Here is a 16022-nt window from a genome sequence, read left to right on the forward strand (position 1 = left end):
TGATACAGATGGGGGAGATGTTCCCCAATTTATGAAGATCATCATGTTCCTGCAACGCATTTCATGCTTTTGCCTGAACATGATTTTGAAATTGAAGAAAATTAGAACTTAATCAGACATTCCCTAAGTGTTTAGCTTTGAATACCCATTCGTCCTCTTATACCCCGCGCAAAAAAACAAACCAGCCATGCAAAAATCAATCCAAAAGGTATTGACGAAAATAAGACCCCGGAACTCATCACTTTGGAAGTTAATGGCTCAACGGATAAATTGGACGCACGATACTTAACATCAATACGGACATCATCTAACTGACGTGCTTCGATAATTTGATATTCATTTGTTTGAGACTGAACAGAAAATTCCCAAGATTGATCAACTGTTTTTCCTTCGTCGATGATCACGTGAAAAGATGCATCAGGATTTTTTTCACTGAATTTTTTCAGACTCGTAAAAAGTACTGGAAATACCTGATTATCTTTGGATGGTAATCGGACCATCACTTGAAACTGCGGCGCTATCGAATCACCTCTTTCCATATCACGCGTACAGTGATTGTAGTGACAGATAGCATTCATGCTTAATGTGGTTCCAACTATAAAGCTGACAGGGAAAAACCAGCTTGCCCCTATTGTCACAAGCATGCTCAAGAAAAATTTTTTCATTTATTGGGCAAAAAGGATTGCGCTTGGTATGGCTGAAGCGTTTCGTTAGCTTTATGCGACGAATCTACGCACATGGCAACAACTTCATTCCCGATCGTTTTCTCTGGATTAAGGTCACTACGCTGAAAACACAGTGCCGTATCTGAGCGAATTTGCTTACTCAATGTGACAGATGTTTTAGCATACTCACAGCGCATCCACATTTCCCTTCTTCCGATGGGAGCGCCAAACGCCCAGTACTGATTTCCATCTTTTTCCATTGGCTTCAGTTCAGCGTCAGGTTCTGACGGATTACGCAACATAGGCCCGTCAATAATCGAAACGCGTTCCAGGGCCAATTTCTGGTAAGCAGACTTAGCCTTCCAACCAGGAGTTATAGTTTTAAGTGTGATGCTGCCGCGTATCGTCGGTGGACAAGTTTGTGCCATTCCGGCGCAAGACCAGCCTAGAAAAAGCGTCATCAGCAATATTAGAATTTTCATGGAACAGCAGGAACTATACAGAATAGACAGAGCAGGCAACTGATCAAGATTCGATCCCCCACACTGCCGATTAATCGGACTTTCGATTCAACGTCGCTCGCAATACTTAATTGATTTAGCTACCCTTATCCCATATTTAGGTGGGTGTAGTAGATCAGATCCGAATCTTATGTCCGGTCGCATCCGCTAAGCAAAGTTTTTTCGCGAAAACTGTTAGTGTTACCTCAGTAGGTGCCGCAGTTTCAGACGTGCAAGCACCCAAGCTAAAATCAAACTTATAGCAGCCCTCTTCCGCTACTTCAGAGACTGAGATGAAATCTATCCAATCGTTGGGAATAAGACCTTGCGGTGAAAATTCAAATCTATCTACATTTTCCAGAACAATAAAGCCATCTGGAAGGTCCTCATCAGCATAGTAATCCCACTGTGCACCACGTACTCGCGAAATCAAATCTATTTTTAATTTGATCTCTCTCGCTACTCCATCAATCATAACCTCCTTGCACCAACGATCACCAATGTAAATGGTTCGATAAAATTCTATTGGAGTCATTTCATTTCCTAATTAATTGGCCAATGAGCAGGCCCGCTGTTAGAAGGAACGACAATATCTAGTGACAAGCTTTGCTGATCTGTCTAACTCGCATCAATTTTTACCATGCTTGTTATTTCTACTTAGCTAATGAAGTCTCGCTCAGCTTTCTTTGGCTTGTAAAGCCTTTCAGCTTCACAAGCTTAGTTGGCTTGATATCCGTGACGTGATCTGCACTAAGGTTTACGGTATTTTTCAAAAATCTCGGGCGCTGACCACCATTGTCCGTGAGACTCGTACCTGCATCGGTATGCTTGCCTTGTGCCATCTGGGGTCGCAAACTCAAAATGATCATTTTCTGTGAGCAGATACAAATCATCGCATTGACAGCGATAATAAGCACCTTCCTCAGATTGACGTTCAAAGACATATTTTCTAGCACTACATTGCTTATTTCGGCAACTGGGCAAGAAATTGAGTCTGCCAATCAAATTCAAAACTAATCGATATGCGACAACCGATCCCAAACACCCAGCGACGAATACCGCTAGAGCTACAAGAGGATTTTCGACGTCGAAAAGAGCAACCATTCCCAATCCAAATAATGCGACAAGGACGATCCACATTACTGTGAAGATGGTAATTTTTCCCATCACATTTTTATTTGCATCCACAGTGTCCGCCTTTCCAAATTCACACAAAATTTTCTGCATTCAATTCCATGACAACATGGCAGGCCATCTGCTGTCAGTCTCGCTGCAAGCGGTAGTACCCAAGGTCTTGCAGATGGAAGTAATGCCTTGATCCTTCCCATTTCAGCGACAATCGCTTAAACTCTTGCTGCCATTAACAACCCTTGCATGCTTAGCCGATGTGAAGACACGTTTTACGGCACAGGCAGCGTGATACGAAATTTTTGTTGAAAATCTTCGATGAAACGTTGCAAATCAAAATCATCAATTTTGTATTTTGAAACGATCTCTGGAATTTCTTTCAGAAGTAATTCAGACATTATCATTTTTTTCTTGACCAAATCAGCGCTTTTCATTTGCGGCAAATCAAGCATCATATCTACATATAGTTTCTTTTCTTTTTTCGACAATCTTATTCGCCGTTTCAGATTCAAAGCAGGATCCTGGCACATAAAAACAATGGTAATCCCAATCAATCCAGTACCATAATCTCGTTCCTGAAAATAAGAACGGTAGTTATTGTCGGAAAATACATCTAAAACCTTATCAATGTTTGACTCCCAATCGAAGTCACCTGAGATACTAAATCTCATAATCACTTGTCATCCTCAATTGATTTTTCTATGCTTTGTTTAGGCATTTTTTTTCCAACTCAAGCGCCAGAAAATGATTGAAAGGCAGATGTGCCAACTTGACAGTTACGTACACCGCGACAACGACAAGAGGAAGGCGATAGGGGAATTGCGGCGCAAGTATGATGAACGACAGAAATAACGTCGTTTGCACTAACACAGGCAACCACACTTGCCAACGCCTCCAGACTGCACCCAGAACCGGGCGAACCATGGCTGATTGATCTTTTTTGGACAAGCCCTTCAGGGCAGGAATTGAAGTTTTGTTCCAGTAAATAGTCATATTCGTTTTATTTAAATACTGCTGTAATCTGAATAGCTTACGACTGCAAAAAATAATTCATGAAGTCACGGGGATTTTATGGATACGCAGTACAGCATCGGCCGAGCTTGAAATCAGGTTCGGTTGTTTTAATAAATCACGTAGGACGACAACTGCTTGTTCCTTACCTCCGTGATTAATTAAATGTGCAGCGGCTGCGAACCTAACAGACGCCGCTTCGTGCTCCAATAAAGGTAAGAGTAAATCGAGGACAACCTCTCCCTTTGCGCATCGAGCAACCATTTTTTAGCTGCACGAATCCTTGCATTCGCAGCCTTTGCATCACCTGCATGCACGTCCGACCATTCATCTATGGCATCTTGAACAAATTTTCCTAAGTCTTTTTCATTTCCGCTCATAATTTCTCATCAAGCATTTTTTAAATGATAAAGAACACATATACATTAATAAAAATGGATAGCCATCACTCAGTTCTTTTCGATTTGCAAAGCTTTCAACAGGATACAAGTAGTCTACGAATGGCGAGTTGCGCCTTCCAACCCATCTAAAATGGTCCGATTTGAAGCAAATAGAATCCACTCCGTGCTGTCGATTGCACGAATGCCGATCTCGCATTCTTGAAAGTCGTCGGCCAATAACTTATTGATCTCCAACCGATCAATGCGCGATACTGCAACGATTAAGCAATCGATAGTGTATTCAACTGTTTCTGCAAATCTTGAGATTTCGCTCCATGTCAGAACTAAGCCGAGAGACTGCTGGCGCACCCTCTTCTGAAACTCAAGAACCGAGTCGTTGGCTGGCATCTGGCCAACACCATCGAATTCAAGGATGCTCCAGGCCCAGTCATTTGCTGGCACCTTCGCCAACAAATCCACCAGTTGAACGCGAGTCCCGTTTTGTCGATACATGGGCACTTCAAGCATACTCATATTTCCTCACGAGAATTCGTTCTCATGATTGAATATTGCTTCTTCAAGCGAATCGAACCATGAGCACCGTTCATGTGGCCCAACTTCAATAAAGAACGCAGCGAATTGCCTTGAGGATTCAATTACCGCGTGCCCGTCCAAAGGCAACCGGAAAAAATCGGCGCTTTGCACAGCAAATTTACCATTTTGCAAATCATTCAAGCAGGAATATCTAACGGCCGATACCTCGTCAAGACGCTTCCAAATCATGATTTCTCTAAAAAGTTCCATTATGGTTACCAATTATTGACCGGGATCCAGCGTCCCTCTTCTACCCTACTATTTGTATTCTTTCTATGGTTCTTAAATTGCGTTACGAAATTCCCATCGTGATCTGTTATCACGACTCTATCCCCATCAACGTAGACCGTGTTCCCTGTATGGTCATCAATGTACTTACGGCCATTCTCAACAACCTTGTTTCGGTCACCAACCTGACGGTTAGCGTCAGTGATGACTTCATCGGCACGATGATCCGCGTGTTCTGTGGATTCTTTCCCGCCCTTGGTCTCTCCGCTGTTTGTATCAATATCAGGTGACGCGCAGCGGCAGGGCAGGTTGTCCACCGCTACTGCCGAGGCCGTGTCCGAATTTCAGCACTGACCTCGTCGCTCCAACATTTCAAAAAAAACCGAGCGAGATGCTGGCTCTGAGTTGAGAAATATCTCCAATGTCCTTTGTCGAAAGATATCCTTCTTGTGACTCATCAGACTCTTTCACGGGCAAGTCAAAATGAAACTCAGAAAACTCCGGCTGCACTTGGCTTTGCACATCGCAAAGGTGGTCAACCCCTCCCATAAAGGCAAGAAAATCAGGAAGCATATCGCATAGAGAATATTCACTTGGAAAGCGCATCGAGTATTGGACATAGGAGCGTGTTAACAACGTTCTGACGCTTGGCCGCACTGGCTCGCCACGATTCCCAAGACGCGATGGGTTTACACCAATGAGCGATGCAGCATCTTGAGCAGTACGATCAAAACCTCGGAGCGTAAGCGAAACCGACTTTTCTCTATTCATAATATTTCCTTCTCGGAGCCCTTCTTACCGTCCCACAGCCATTTTTGACCCGTTGTCTTGTCGTTATATATATTGACCTTACTATCACCTCGACCATCCTTGGCGTCATGCGCATCAATATATCCCGCATCTTGAGAAGCTTTGTTACCTTTCTTCTCTGGAAGCTTGTCTAAATTGTTTTCGTTCGGCTGGGCAGGCTGGTCAGTAGCAGTTGATTCTTTATCTCCGCTGTTTGTATCGATATCAGGTGAAGTTGCTTGAGCAATCCAATTTTTGACTTTACCATACATTACCTTACACTCGATTACTGCCTTTGCAACAATGACTGTTGCCAGTCCCGCGACTGCAGCACGACATGCAGGATTGATTCCGCATATGAGTCCAAATCGCCCCGCTACTGATAACTGAAGGCCACTAGGATCAACATAACTAACAGGATTTCCTCCAACGTATCCATACCCGTTAATCCCCCCTCTAAGCCCAATCGGATCTTCCGAAATAAACCGGTGTGTGGTCGGTGCATAGTAACGCGCACGGTAGTAATACAACCCGTTCCCGTCATTCTCCCTCCCAGTGTATTGGAAAGAATTATTGACAACCGCATCTGCCTTGGTATTACCATAAGGATCGTAGCTGTAATCAACAACCTTGTCGCCTGTCGCGTTTGTGAGTCGGATGGTGGAACCAAGTGCATCGGTGAGATAAGTCAGACTGCTGGCACTTGACCCTGTCCCACTTTGCTGCACAAATACCTGATCTACTCCAGCGCTGATGTAGTTGTTGATGGGGCTTGCGCCATTGAGTTCTTGCACGATGTTGACGCCGTCATACATAAACCCGGTGCTGACGCCATTGATGGTTTTAGTCTGTCTTCTGCCGAGTGCATCATAACTGAAGCTGGCGACTTCTGTGCCTGTGCTGTCCTTGATCTGGATAAGCTGGTTGCGGGCGTTCCAGATGTAGCTTTTGAGGCCGTCGCTGGTGAGGTTGCCGTTTTTATCGTAATTGAGTATCTGGCTACCCCAGGTGGTGAGGCGGTTGTTGGCGTCGTAGCTGGCTGTGCTTATTGTGTCGGGCAGATCTGTCTTTGCCAGGCTGCCGCTGGTCTTGGTGCGGCGGCCATTGGCGTCGTAGGTGTAAGCCAGGTCACCGATGAAGCTGTTGTCGGCTTTTTTGTAGGTGATGACTGTGAGCTGGCCTGCGTCATCATAGCTGTTGTCGCGGGTGATGCCGTTGGCGTAGGTGGTTTTGGTGAGGCGGCCTGCGTCGTCGTAGACAAACTGGATGTTCTGGGCCAGGTTGTTGTTGATGGCACCTGCGGCCTGGTCTATACGGGTGAGCCTGCCAACCTTGTCGTAGGTGTAGCTTTGTGTTGGCTGGCCTGCGACGGTCATGCTGCTGCGCTGACCATTGGCGTCGTAGGTGTAGCTGATGCTGCCTTTGGGGCTGGTGACCTGGGTGACGCGGTCGAGATTGTCGTAGCTAAAACCGATGTTGCCGTTGGTGCTGTCTGTCAGTTGGGTGAGGCGGTTGCCGGTGTCGTAGCTGCGGGTGATGCTGCTGGTGTCGGCAAAGGTGGTTTTGATGATGCGGTCGAGGCTGTCGTAGGTGTGTTTGGTGATCTGGTTTTTGCGGTCTGTGCTTTGGATGACACGGTGTTTGTTGTCATAGACGATGCTGCTGCCTTGATTCAGGGCATCAGTCTTGCCGATGACTGCATTGCGGTTGTCGTAGGTGAACTGAGTGCTGTGGTTATTGGCATCGGTGACGCTGGTGAGGTTGTCGTTGTTGTCGTAGCCAAAGCCTGTGCTTTGGTTGTTGGTGTCGATGGTGCTGGTGACGCGGTCGAGGTTGTCGAGATTGCTGATGCTACGCTGGTTGAGCGGATCAGTGCTGCTGACGGTGCGGCCTATGGCGTCAGTACGCAGGATGACGCTGCGGTTGAGCGGGTCGGTGATGCTGCTGAGGTCGTAGCCATCGTAGCCGAACTGGGTGGTTTTGTTGCGGGCGTCGGTGAACTGGGTCAACTGGCCTGCGGCATTGGTGCCAAATTGCAGCACTTTGTTTTGGGCGTCCTTGATCTGTTGCAGCTTACCGAGGCTGTCATAGGTGAAGGTGGTGGTCTGGTTGAGGGCGTCGGTGATGCTGGTGACCTGGTTGTAGTCACTGCTATAGGTGGCGCTGCTGGTGACGGCGTCGGCTGTGCTGGGCAGATAGGTCTGGCTGAGTTGATTGCCTTTGCTGTCGTAGGTGTAGCTGGTCTTGCGGCCCAGGGCGTCTGTGCTTGAGAGCCGCAGGTTGGTAACAAGGTCAAGTTCGAAGCTAGTTGTTTGCTGCTCTGGCTGGCCTAGTGCCTTGATGACGCTGGTGGCGTGGCCGTTGGCATTGAAGATGAAGCGGGTGACGATGCTGTTGCCGTCGGTGTGGTCGGTTTGCGTTACCTTGCCGTTGCCGTCGAGTGTGTAGACGAACAGGTTGGTGCTGTTGTCAGCATAGGTTTGTTTGATAACGCGGTTGTTGGCGTCGTAAACATTAGTGACCATGAGCTTGCCGCGCCTGTCTTGCACGGTGAGCATGTTGTGTTTGGTGTCGTAGGTGAAGGCTTCAAAGGTCTGGTCTGGATAAGTGACTTTGATCAGGTGGCCGGTGGTGTCGTAGTCGTACTTGACGCTGCGGCCAATATTGTCTGTGGCGAGGGTGATGCGGTTATAGCCGTCATAAGTGAACTGGATGTAGCGGGCACTGGGGCTGGTGATTTTTGTGAGGTTGCCGTTGGTGTCCCGTGTCATGGTCAGGGTATTGTTGTGACGATCACGTATGGAACTCAAGGCACCTTTACGGGCGGAGTTGGAGTTCATCGCTTCTGGGAATTGCAGGACAGTGCCATCTTTCATGGTCATGATCCAACTCCAGAGCGGTGTATTCCAGCGTACGGTGGCTCCGTAAAATGCAGTGTTGCTGCCAGTATGTTGATACACAGCACTCTGATAATCAGTACCAGGAGTAATGCGCGGGAAATGCAGACTGCTGCCGTCTGGCAGAATCAGATCTTGATAAGACCAGACTGTGCTATTACCCACTAAAAAAATGTCGTAGGACAAATTGGTACCGACACCAAAAGCACGTGAGTCTGGATCACGCTGGCGGTAACTGCGGGCGACACTTAAAGGAGCGATGTCGTTGACCTGCAAGTCAGTACTTTCATTGAGGAACAGACCAGTAAATACATCAACCGGGTCACCGCAACGGCAACCACCAACGGTGGGGCCTTCGGCAGGTGCAGTGGTTGGCTTGGCGACCATGGCACCAGTAAATTCATAAATTGCGACGCCTGCGTCCGGAATGATTTGTTTTGCGTCAGCACTGACGCTACCGTGACCATACACATACCAACCCTTGCCGCGCGCATCATAGTTCCAGAATTCCATGCGTGTGCCGGGTTCGGCACCGCCAAAGTTCGGGTAAATCAGTCTTGCACCGGGCTGGTCTTTGCCATTGATACTGCTGAGTATGGCACCACCGGGCTGGATGGTGAAATACACGGGCACGCCCAGACTCGGGAGAGGGAAAGGTGGGTGATCAACAGGGATGGCGGTGATATTAAGTTCTGTAACGATCTTGCCGTTGCGGTCGCGGATAACCGTGCCCGCCGGGATGCGCAGCTCCAGACCGGGTATGCGCGGTGAAGAGACAACGGTTTCTTGTTTGGTTGGCGAGGCGACGCTGATGTTGCCTGCGGGGTCAAGTGCGCTGCTCCAGATAGGATACGTGAGTGCAGTTGTTTTACCAGCAGCAAGAGTGACACGGGTCTGGTAAAAGCCATATTGCGTTCCTGACTTTTGTACGGTCTGACCATCAATATCAAGCACCTGTTGGCCTGCCTGGAGATTACTCAGCAAGAAACGGCCGGTAATATCAGTCTTTGTACTTTGCTGACCAACGCTGATAGTGACATTGGCAAGGCCACGGCCATTCAGTGCCAGCACCTGACCTGCAAGTGCGGTTTCACCTTTGGCTGCCTGCAAAGCTGGCAATGCCTGTAAGGGGCTGTCGCCACGGCGTGCGCGCCAGTCGCCTTTAAAGTGACGTGCATCGGGGTGCCAGGCTTCTGGCTGATTGCTGCTGTTTGCTAATGCAAGGGCATTTTTTTCGATTGTGCTCAGGGTGGTAGCAGAGGTATTTGCTGCTGTGCTGGCTGCTGCCTCAGGCGCTGGATTTGCTTGTACAGGGATACTGGTTGCCAAGCCCTTACTTGCCAGAGTTTGCGCAGTAGCGTTTTGTATTGCAGGATTATTACCAGCGATTGCAAGAACGTTGCCGTTACCCGAACTGACTTGCACTTTGTCGAATTGCGCAGTTTCAAAGCCAACGGCACTGAATGGCAATGCCTGTTCAGCGTGATCAAGTGCGCCTTTGACGAATAATGTGTACCTGCTGGCTGGCAACAGGTCTTGCTGTGGCGTGACAAATAAAAGTACGCCGTATTCAGCAGCAACAACTTTGACGGGTACAACACCATGCGGCCCCATGAGGGTGACACTGTCACTATTAAGGCTGCTGACTTGCATGCGCTGGGCAAAACGTATGACCAGGCTTTGGTCTACTGGCACAGCCTGTGCATCTGGCGCAGGCTGGCTGTCTTTAATGGCAGGTGCAGCCGTGCTTTGCAAGGCACTGGCAATTTGTTGAACGCGTTCTTTTTGTATCAGGGTGAAACGCTGGCTTTGCTGGTCAAACAATTCACCGTTGCTGACTGGCTGCAAACTGCTATCCAGGCCATTGGATAATAATAGCTGAGCACTTGGCAATAAAGTGGCGACATGATCGCGCCTGGCGGTATCAAGTTTGACGTTGAAACGCTCCAGGTTTTGATTGCGGGGATTATAAAGTTCGGCCTCATAGAGCAGGCGCTGGCGGCTGTCGGCACCACCGGCAATGAGCAGTTTGCCATCGGCCATTAAAGTCGTGGTGTGCCCGCTACGGGCGATCAGCCCAGGATTAATAACGTCGCTGAACTTGTCGCTGTCGGGATCATATTGTTCAAGACTGGTGACGACATTGCCGCTGGCATCTACCCCGCCTATGATCAATACTTTACCGTTGGGTAGCAGGGTCGCTGTGTGATGGCTGCGAGCCTGCTTCAACTTGCTGGCGAGTGAACTGCGTTTGCCGGTTTTAGTATCTTCAATGATCACTGCATTGTCTGCACCGCCCAGCAATAACCAGCGACCATCTGTCAGTTGTGTCGCTGATTGTCCCGGCAACCGGGCTGGCTGGGGTGCGAGTTGCTGTATCAGTGCTTGTGATTTTTCTTGTGTTGTGCTGAGATTGTCAGCACTCGCTGTTGACATGGACAACAAGAACAAAGCAAATATGCTTAAGCCCCATTGCAGCAGCCTTGCCAGGTAATCATCTGTCGTAGCGCGAACGCTGGAAAATGTAGGTGCTTGAATTGCCACGGTGCGGCTTCCTTTATGCATGCAATTTTTATCTTTGGGCATTGCCCTGAATATTGAGCTGGGTTTGGTCGGTGTCATGTTATTTAAGCTGCAGACTGACGCTGCCCGTACTCAAGCCCAAGGGATCAATCAAAACAGTGTAGTTACCAGTCTCAGGCAGATTATTTAAAGCGAAATTTGCGCTCGCACCGCTAAGTGCATACGATGTCCAGTCGGTGCCGCTATTGCTGGGTTTGTAAATCCAGATTGTCTTGCTGCTGGTAATGGGCATGGTATTGCCGGTAATCGCAAGACTAAAACTTTGACCAGCAGTTGCGTTGAAAGTGAAGCGACCGTTTTGTCCAACGCGGTTAGTGGTCAGGGTCAACGCTGTTGCGTTTTGCACCAATGTACCTGCATCGATATCTTTGGACAGCAAGGCATTAAAGCTGACGCCATAAGTTGAACTTTGCACGAAGCGCAACACGTAGGTTCCACCAGCGGAAAACCATTGTGGATTATAAAAATCACAGCTGCTGTCGACAGTAAATGTGCAGTTATAAATTGCCGTACCATCGGCTTTTTGTAGATAAACAGTGAGATTCTTGGTGCCTGAACCTGTGCCTGTGAAATTCAAACCAGTCAAACCAAAACCATAGGCTTTGCCTGCTTCTGCAGTAAAGGTATAACGGCCGTATTGCCCCATGGGCAGACTCACGACGGTAGTACCTTCAACTGCCAAAGTGCCAGCGACATCTGATTGTAATTGCAGGTTGATACTGCCTTTGTCGAGACCCAAAGGATCTATCAAGATAGTGTAAGTACCGGTTTCTGGGAGATTATTCAAATTGAACACGGCAAGCGTGCCACCTATGGAATAAGATGCCCATTCGGAACCACCACTGCTGGGTTTATAAATCCAAACGGTCTTACTGCTGGTGATGGGCATAGTGTTGCCTGTAATCGCCAAATTGAAGCTTTGCCCGGCAGTTGCATTGAAGGTGAAGCGTCCATTCTGCCCAGGGAATATCGTGGTCAGATTGAGAGGCGCAGCACCAGGGAGAAGATTTCCTACTTCAATGTCCCGGGACAGCAATGCATTGAAACTAACAGCGTATGATGAACTTTGTACGAAGCGTACAACATACGTATCACCTGCCACAAACCAATTTGGATTATAAAAATCACAGCTACTATCAGCAGTAAATGTGCAGTTGTAAATAGCCGTTCCATCCGCCTTTTCCAGATATACCGTGACATTTTTTGCGCTTGAACTGGTGCCTGTGAAATTCAAGCCAGTCAAACCAAGGCCATAGGCCCTTCCTGCTTCAGCGATAAAGGTATAGCGGCCATATTGCCCCATGGGTAAATTCACGGCAGTAGTAGTATCTATTGCTAACGTTCCTTTAGCGTCAGATTGCAACTGGAGGTTGATACTGCCTTTGTCGAGACCCAAAGGGTCTATCAAGATAGTATAAGTACCCGTTTCTGGAAGATTGTTCAGATTGAACACCGCAGTTGTGCTACCTAAGGAATAAGATGTCCATTCAGAACCGCCACTGCTGGGTTTATAAATCCAGACAGTCTTGCTGCTGGTGATTGGCATGGTGTTACCTGTAATCACGAGGTTGAAACTTTGGCCAGCCGTGGCATTGAAAGTGAAACGCCCATTCTGCCCGGGCAAAGTCGTAGTCAGGTTTAATGGTGCGGCACCTGATACTAGATTCCCTGCTGCGATATCTTTTGTGAGGACTGCATTAAAACTGACTGCATAAGGTGTACTCTGCACAAAACGGATCACGTAGGTGCCTCCGGCTGCAAACCATAGAGGATTATAAAAATCACAGCTACTGTCTACAGTGAAACTGCAGTTGTAGATAGCTGTACCGTCTGTCTTTTCCAGGTAGACCTTGAGGTTCTTGGAATTTGGACTGGTGCCTGTAAATGCAAGGTTCGTTATTCCAAGACCATAAGCTTTACCTGCTTCGGCAGTAAAAGTGTAGCGGCCATTCTGACCCATGGGTAAATTGATGTTGGTTGAACCATCGACAGCCAAGGCACCCGCAGCATCCGTTTGCAATTGCAAGTTGATACTGCCCTTGTCAAGACCTGGAGGGCTCACCAGAATACTGTAAGTACCGGTTTCTGGAACCTTATTGAAGGCTATGAATGCAGTAGCACCACTTAATGAATAGGATGCCCACTCTGACACACCATCGCTTGGTGCATAAATCCAGATGGAATTACTATTACTTATTGGCAGAGTATTGCCACTGACCAGCAGGTTAATATTTTGCCCTGCAGTTGCATTAAAGGTAAAGCGACCGTTCTGGCCAGCCAATGCTATGGTCAAATTCAGCGGAGCAGCAGTTGGCACAAGATTTCCGGCCTCAATATCTTTTGACAACAAGGCTTTGAAGCTGGCTACATAGGTAGAGCTTGGAACAAAACGTAAAATATAAGTGCCTGCTATAGCGAACCATTGCGGCCCATAAAAATCACAACTGTTATTGACAGAGAAGCTGCAGTTATACAAGGCTTTGCCGTCTGCGTTTTCCAGATAGACGGTAATATTTTTTGTGCCTGAGCCGGTACCAGTAAATGACAAGTCAGCCAAACTGAATCCAAATGTCTTGCCTGCCTCTGCTGTAAAAGTAAAACGTTGCATTTGACCTGCCGAAACACTAAGGGGTAAGGCGGTTTCTGTGTTTATGGCAGCAGCAGACATCAGAGCCAGGTTCAATTCGCCTTTGTCACTTGAACCGGGTGTAAGCAATATTGTGTATGTTCCGCTGATAGGTAATTTCGGCAATTCGAAATTGCCTGTATTTAAGATACTGCCAGTGACAAGAAGACTGCCGTCTGGCGTGTACACCGCGACATTTACGTTGGCAGCAAATGTTCCGGCTGTCGATAACAAAGACAGGTATTGCTGCCCTACACCCTCAAACAGAAGCACGATTTTCTTACCAGCTGTGCTTGTCGATACTTTCGTAGCAGGCGTATTGACTAACAACCGCCCCGCATACCCTATATCCGCCGAACTCACACCAGCTGGCAAACCATAGAAATCACTGGAGCTGATAGCCTGCCCGTAAGGCGTAGAGATGGAAATTTTCCCCGATACTGGCGACGCTGGTGGCGAGGTCAGCAGGCTGCTGCTTGTGGCAGAAGACACTGCGGCAAAGCTATTGCCAAAGCTGACTTTGTTGTCGGTTTTATTCAATTGATAGTTGCTGCCACTGACAGTCACCACCGTGCCATTACTACCCATAGTAGGAGTGAAGCCAGTGATAGTGGGAGCTGCAGCGACACCAACCACAAAATCTGCACTGCTGGTGGCCAGGCCATTGGCGTTGCTGATCGTGATCTTGCCTGTCGCGACATCTGCTGGCGCGTTTGCTGTCAGGCTGTTTGCTGTGGCGGCTGTCACCGTTGCGGGCTTGCCATTGAATTTGACGATGTTGTTTGCGGCTATGGCATCAAAACCGCTGCCAAAGATGGTGACCGTTGTGCCAGCACTACCACTAGAGGGAGAAAATTCGGCAATGGCAAGTGCCGTAGTGGCGTTCTTTTGTATGTTCTGGATATTGCCAACGGCATCATAAGTGTATTGCACACTGTTGCCATCAGCCGCTACCACGCTGACCAAACGGCCAAGTTTGTCATACACATATTGGACTTCAGCAGCCAACGCAGGTGATGCGAGATGACTACCCAGGCAAAATACCAGCAACAGTAAGGCCCGCTGGGGCCGCGCTGTAAAAAGCTGGATGACCATGCTCCATGCTGCCAACACAATTGCCAACAAGTGTAAAAGGCCATGTTTCAGGCAAAACCGGTGCTGCATTGTCATCCCTTTGCGTTCATCCATTGTCAGCATCGGGGCTGAAGTCCGTAAAGATACGGACGAACAATAGTTAATTTATATTTAAGTCATGCATTCAGCACAACTATAATGCAAAGAGAGCAAGCTCACTTATTTATTTTTTACTTTTATTGTCTTAAAAATCAAGACTTCTGATGAAAAATATGGCAGTAATTTAATATCCCCACTCACGGCTGCCAACACTACATCATTTGGACATTGGGGCTGATGAAAGATGCTTGGGCAAAGGTGCACTGGTCAGGGATTTTAAAAATTCAACCAGGTCTGCTTTTTCCAAAGGGGTGAGTATCAGCGGCTTTTGTGATTCGGCACTGCGGTAATAAATCTCCATTTCAACTGCGGCTTCCAGCGTGGCGACGCTGCCGTCGTGCATATAGGGTGCGGTCAGCGCGACGTTGCGCAGACTGGGTGTGCGGAATTTGGCGATGTCTGCGGGTTTGAGTGTGACTGCAAAACGGCCCAGTTCTGCGATGTCTTCATCGCTGAGTACTGCCTGGTCCAGGCTGATTTTTTGTTCTTGCGCGCGCACCAGGCGTTGTGTCAGTTCAGGTAGGCGGGCTTCAATCTTTTTAAAGCCTACGCCCAGGCCATGGAACTGGTTGTCGGCGAACAAGGCATGCGTCTTTTCTATCTTGTGGCAGTTGATGCATAGAGCACTGCCCATGAAAAGTTGCAGGCCGCGTTGTGCAGCGGGGCTGATGCTGGATTTGTCTTGCTGAAAGTAATAGCGGTCAAACGGGCTGTCACCTGCTACCAGGGTGCGCTCGAAACTTGCCAGCGCACTGGCGACTTGTTCGAGCCTTATTGCGGCTGGCTTGATGTTATAGGCTTGCTGTATCAATGCGCGGTAAGCTGGAGCTTTGCTTAAACCCGCGAGGATGGCTTGCTGGTCTTGCAGGCCATGTTCACGCGGGTTTAAAAATGGATCAATGGCCTGGGATTCAAGCGTGCTGCGGCGGCCATCCCAGAACTGGCTTTGATTAAAGGCTGCATTGATGAGGCTGGGGGTGTTGCGGGTGCCAATTTGTCCCTTGATACCTTCTGCCAGTTTTTTACCATCGCTAAAAGCCAGTTGCGGCTGATGGCAAGTGGCACAACTTATGGTGCCGTCACGGCTCAGGTTTTTATCAAAAAAGATCTGCTGGCCCAGTTTGCTTTTGGCGACATCTGCTGCTTGTGCCATGTTTGGCAAACCCGTCAATGCCTGTTGATTGCGGTCTTCAGAAACCGCCAGGCGGCAAGTGGCTGACAACATCAACAGACATAGTAGTGCTCGCATTTTGTTAGGCATACAACCTGAGCTTTGATAGAAAAATGAACATTGTACTATCGTCGGTTCAGCTAATCTGGTGTAGTGTCAAAGACCACCCCGCTCTTTTTGCCAGATTTCTTGAGTAGGACTTACGCAAAATTGTCCC

General features: G+C 48.1%; 14 protein-coding genes. All 14 read right to left on the reverse strand.

Annotated elements, in window-relative coordinates; all coding sequences use genetic code 11:
- Positions 1-131 precede the first annotated feature (131 nt).
- A complete protein-coding gene (locus ACO0LD_RS30520) occupies positions 132-665 on the reverse strand; it encodes a hypothetical protein (RefSeq protein ID WP_423013080.1) in 534 nt (177 codons plus the stop codon).
- Positions 662-1147, reverse strand: coding sequence for an STY0301 family protein (locus ACO0LD_RS30525; RefSeq protein WP_423013082.1), 486 nt, complete (start codon positions 1145-1147; stop codon positions 662-664). The genes ACO0LD_RS30520 and ACO0LD_RS30525 overlap by 4 nt, the downstream gene beginning before the upstream one ends.
- Before the next feature lie 154 nt (positions 1148-1301).
- Positions 1302-1700: a DUF6258 family protein gene (locus tag ACO0LD_RS30530; RefSeq protein WP_423013084.1), complete on the reverse strand. Its 399-nt coding sequence runs from the start codon at positions 1698-1700 to the stop codon at positions 1302-1304.
- A 215-nt stretch (positions 1701-1915) separates the two neighbouring features.
- A complete protein-coding gene (locus ACO0LD_RS30535; protein ID WP_423013086.1) occupies positions 1916-2392 on the reverse strand; it encodes a hypothetical protein in 477 nt (158 codons plus the stop codon).
- Positions 2393-2565: 173 nt separating this feature from the next.
- On the reverse strand, positions 2566-2964 hold the full coding sequence (locus tag ACO0LD_RS30540) for a hypothetical protein (protein WP_423013088.1): 399 nt from the start codon (positions 2962-2964) through the stop codon (positions 2566-2568).
- 28 nt (positions 2965-2992) lie between these two features.
- Entirely contained in the window at positions 2993-3286 is a 294-nt protein-coding gene (locus ACO0LD_RS30545) for a hypothetical protein (RefSeq protein WP_423013090.1), read from the reverse strand.
- A 179-nt stretch (positions 3287-3465) separates the two neighbouring features.
- Complete coding sequence (locus ACO0LD_RS30550) at positions 3466-3684, reverse strand: hypothetical protein (RefSeq protein WP_423013092.1); 219 nt, start codon at positions 3682-3684, stop codon at positions 3466-3468.
- A gap of 114 nt (positions 3685-3798) precedes the next feature.
- Entirely contained in the window at positions 3799-4212 is a 414-nt protein-coding gene (locus tag ACO0LD_RS30555) for a hypothetical protein (protein WP_423013094.1), read from the reverse strand.
- 12 nt (positions 4213-4224) lie between these two features.
- Entirely contained in the window at positions 4225-4488 is a 264-nt protein-coding gene (locus tag ACO0LD_RS30560) for a hypothetical protein (protein ID WP_423013096.1), read from the reverse strand.
- 5 nt (positions 4489-4493) lie between these two features.
- Positions 4494-4823 (reverse strand): hypothetical protein, encoded by a 330-nt coding sequence (locus ACO0LD_RS30565; RefSeq protein ID WP_423013098.1) that lies wholly within the window; start codon positions 4821-4823, stop codon positions 4494-4496.
- A gap of 55 nt (positions 4824-4878) precedes the next feature.
- Positions 4879-5277, reverse strand: coding sequence for a hypothetical protein (locus ACO0LD_RS30570; protein ID WP_423013100.1), 399 nt, complete (start codon positions 5275-5277; stop codon positions 4879-4881).
- Positions 5274-10757, reverse strand: coding sequence for an RHS repeat-associated core domain-containing protein (locus tag ACO0LD_RS30575; protein ID WP_423013102.1), 5484 nt, complete (start codon positions 10755-10757; stop codon positions 5274-5276). The genes ACO0LD_RS30570 and ACO0LD_RS30575 overlap by 4 nt, the downstream gene beginning before the upstream one ends.
- Before the next feature lie 58 nt (positions 10758-10815).
- Complete coding sequence (locus ACO0LD_RS30580) at positions 10816-14496, reverse strand: IPT/TIG domain-containing protein (RefSeq protein ID WP_423013104.1); 3681 nt, start codon at positions 14494-14496, stop codon at positions 10816-10818.
- Positions 14497-14791: 295 nt separating this feature from the next.
- The gene (locus tag ACO0LD_RS30585) at positions 14792-15883 is read right to left on the reverse strand and encodes a cytochrome-c peroxidase (RefSeq protein ID WP_423013106.1); all 1092 of its coding nucleotides are present in this window, start codon (positions 15881-15883) and stop codon (positions 14792-14794) included.
- Between the last annotated feature and the right edge of the window lie 139 nt (positions 15884-16022).

Source organism: Undibacterium sp. Ji83W (assembly GCF_049340385.1).
Lineage (GTDB): Bacteria > Pseudomonadota > Gammaproteobacteria > Burkholderiales > Burkholderiaceae_D > Undibacterium.

What these genes read in the sequence shown, in the direction of transcription:
- ACO0LD_RS30560 (WP_423013096.1), bottom strand. Translation starts at nt 4,488, where the DNA reads ATGGAACTTTTTAGAGAAATCATGATTTGGAAGCGTCTTGACGAGGTA.
- ACO0LD_RS30530 (WP_423013084.1), bottom strand. Translation starts at nt 1,700, where the DNA reads ATGACTCCAATAGAATTTTATCGAACCATTTACATTGGTGATCGTTGG.
- ACO0LD_RS30550 (WP_423013092.1), bottom strand. Translation starts at nt 3,684, where the DNA reads ATGAGCGGAAATGAAAAAGACTTAGGAAAATTTGTTCAAGATGCCATA.
- ACO0LD_RS30545 (WP_423013090.1), bottom strand. Translation starts at nt 3,286, where the DNA reads ATGACTATTTACTGGAACAAAACTTCAATTCCTGCCCTGAAGGGCTTG.
- ACO0LD_RS30570 (WP_423013100.1), bottom strand. Translation starts at nt 5,277, where the DNA reads ATGAATAGAGAAAAGTCGGTTTCGCTTACGCTCCGAGGTTTTGATCGT.
- ACO0LD_RS30525 (WP_423013082.1), bottom strand. Translation starts at nt 1,147, where the DNA reads ATGAAAATTCTAATATTGCTGATGACGCTTTTTCTAGGCTGGTCTTGC.
- ACO0LD_RS30580 (WP_423013104.1), bottom strand. Translation starts at nt 14,496, where the DNA reads ATGGTCATCCAGCTTTTTACAGCGCGGCCCCAGCGGGCCTTACTGTTG.
- ACO0LD_RS30535 (WP_423013086.1), bottom strand. Translation starts at nt 2,392, where the DNA reads ATGCAGAAAATTTTGTGTGAATTTGGAAAGGCGGACACTGTGGATGCA.
- ACO0LD_RS30520 (WP_423013080.1), bottom strand. Translation starts at nt 665, where the DNA reads ATGAAAAAATTTTTCTTGAGCATGCTTGTGACAATAGGGGCAAGCTGG.
- ACO0LD_RS30575 (WP_423013102.1), bottom strand. Translation starts at nt 10,757, where the DNA reads ATGCATAAAGGAAGCCGCACCGTGGCAATTCAAGCACCTACATTTTCC.
- ACO0LD_RS30555 (WP_423013094.1), bottom strand. Translation starts at nt 4,212, where the DNA reads ATGCTTGAAGTGCCCATGTATCGACAAAACGGGACTCGCGTTCAACTG.
- ACO0LD_RS30540 (WP_423013088.1), bottom strand. Translation starts at nt 2,964, where the DNA reads ATGAGATTTAGTATCTCAGGTGACTTCGATTGGGAGTCAAACATTGAT.
- ACO0LD_RS30585 (WP_423013106.1), bottom strand. Translation starts at nt 15,883, where the DNA reads ATGCGAGCACTACTATGTCTGTTGATGTTGTCAGCCACTTGCCGCCTG.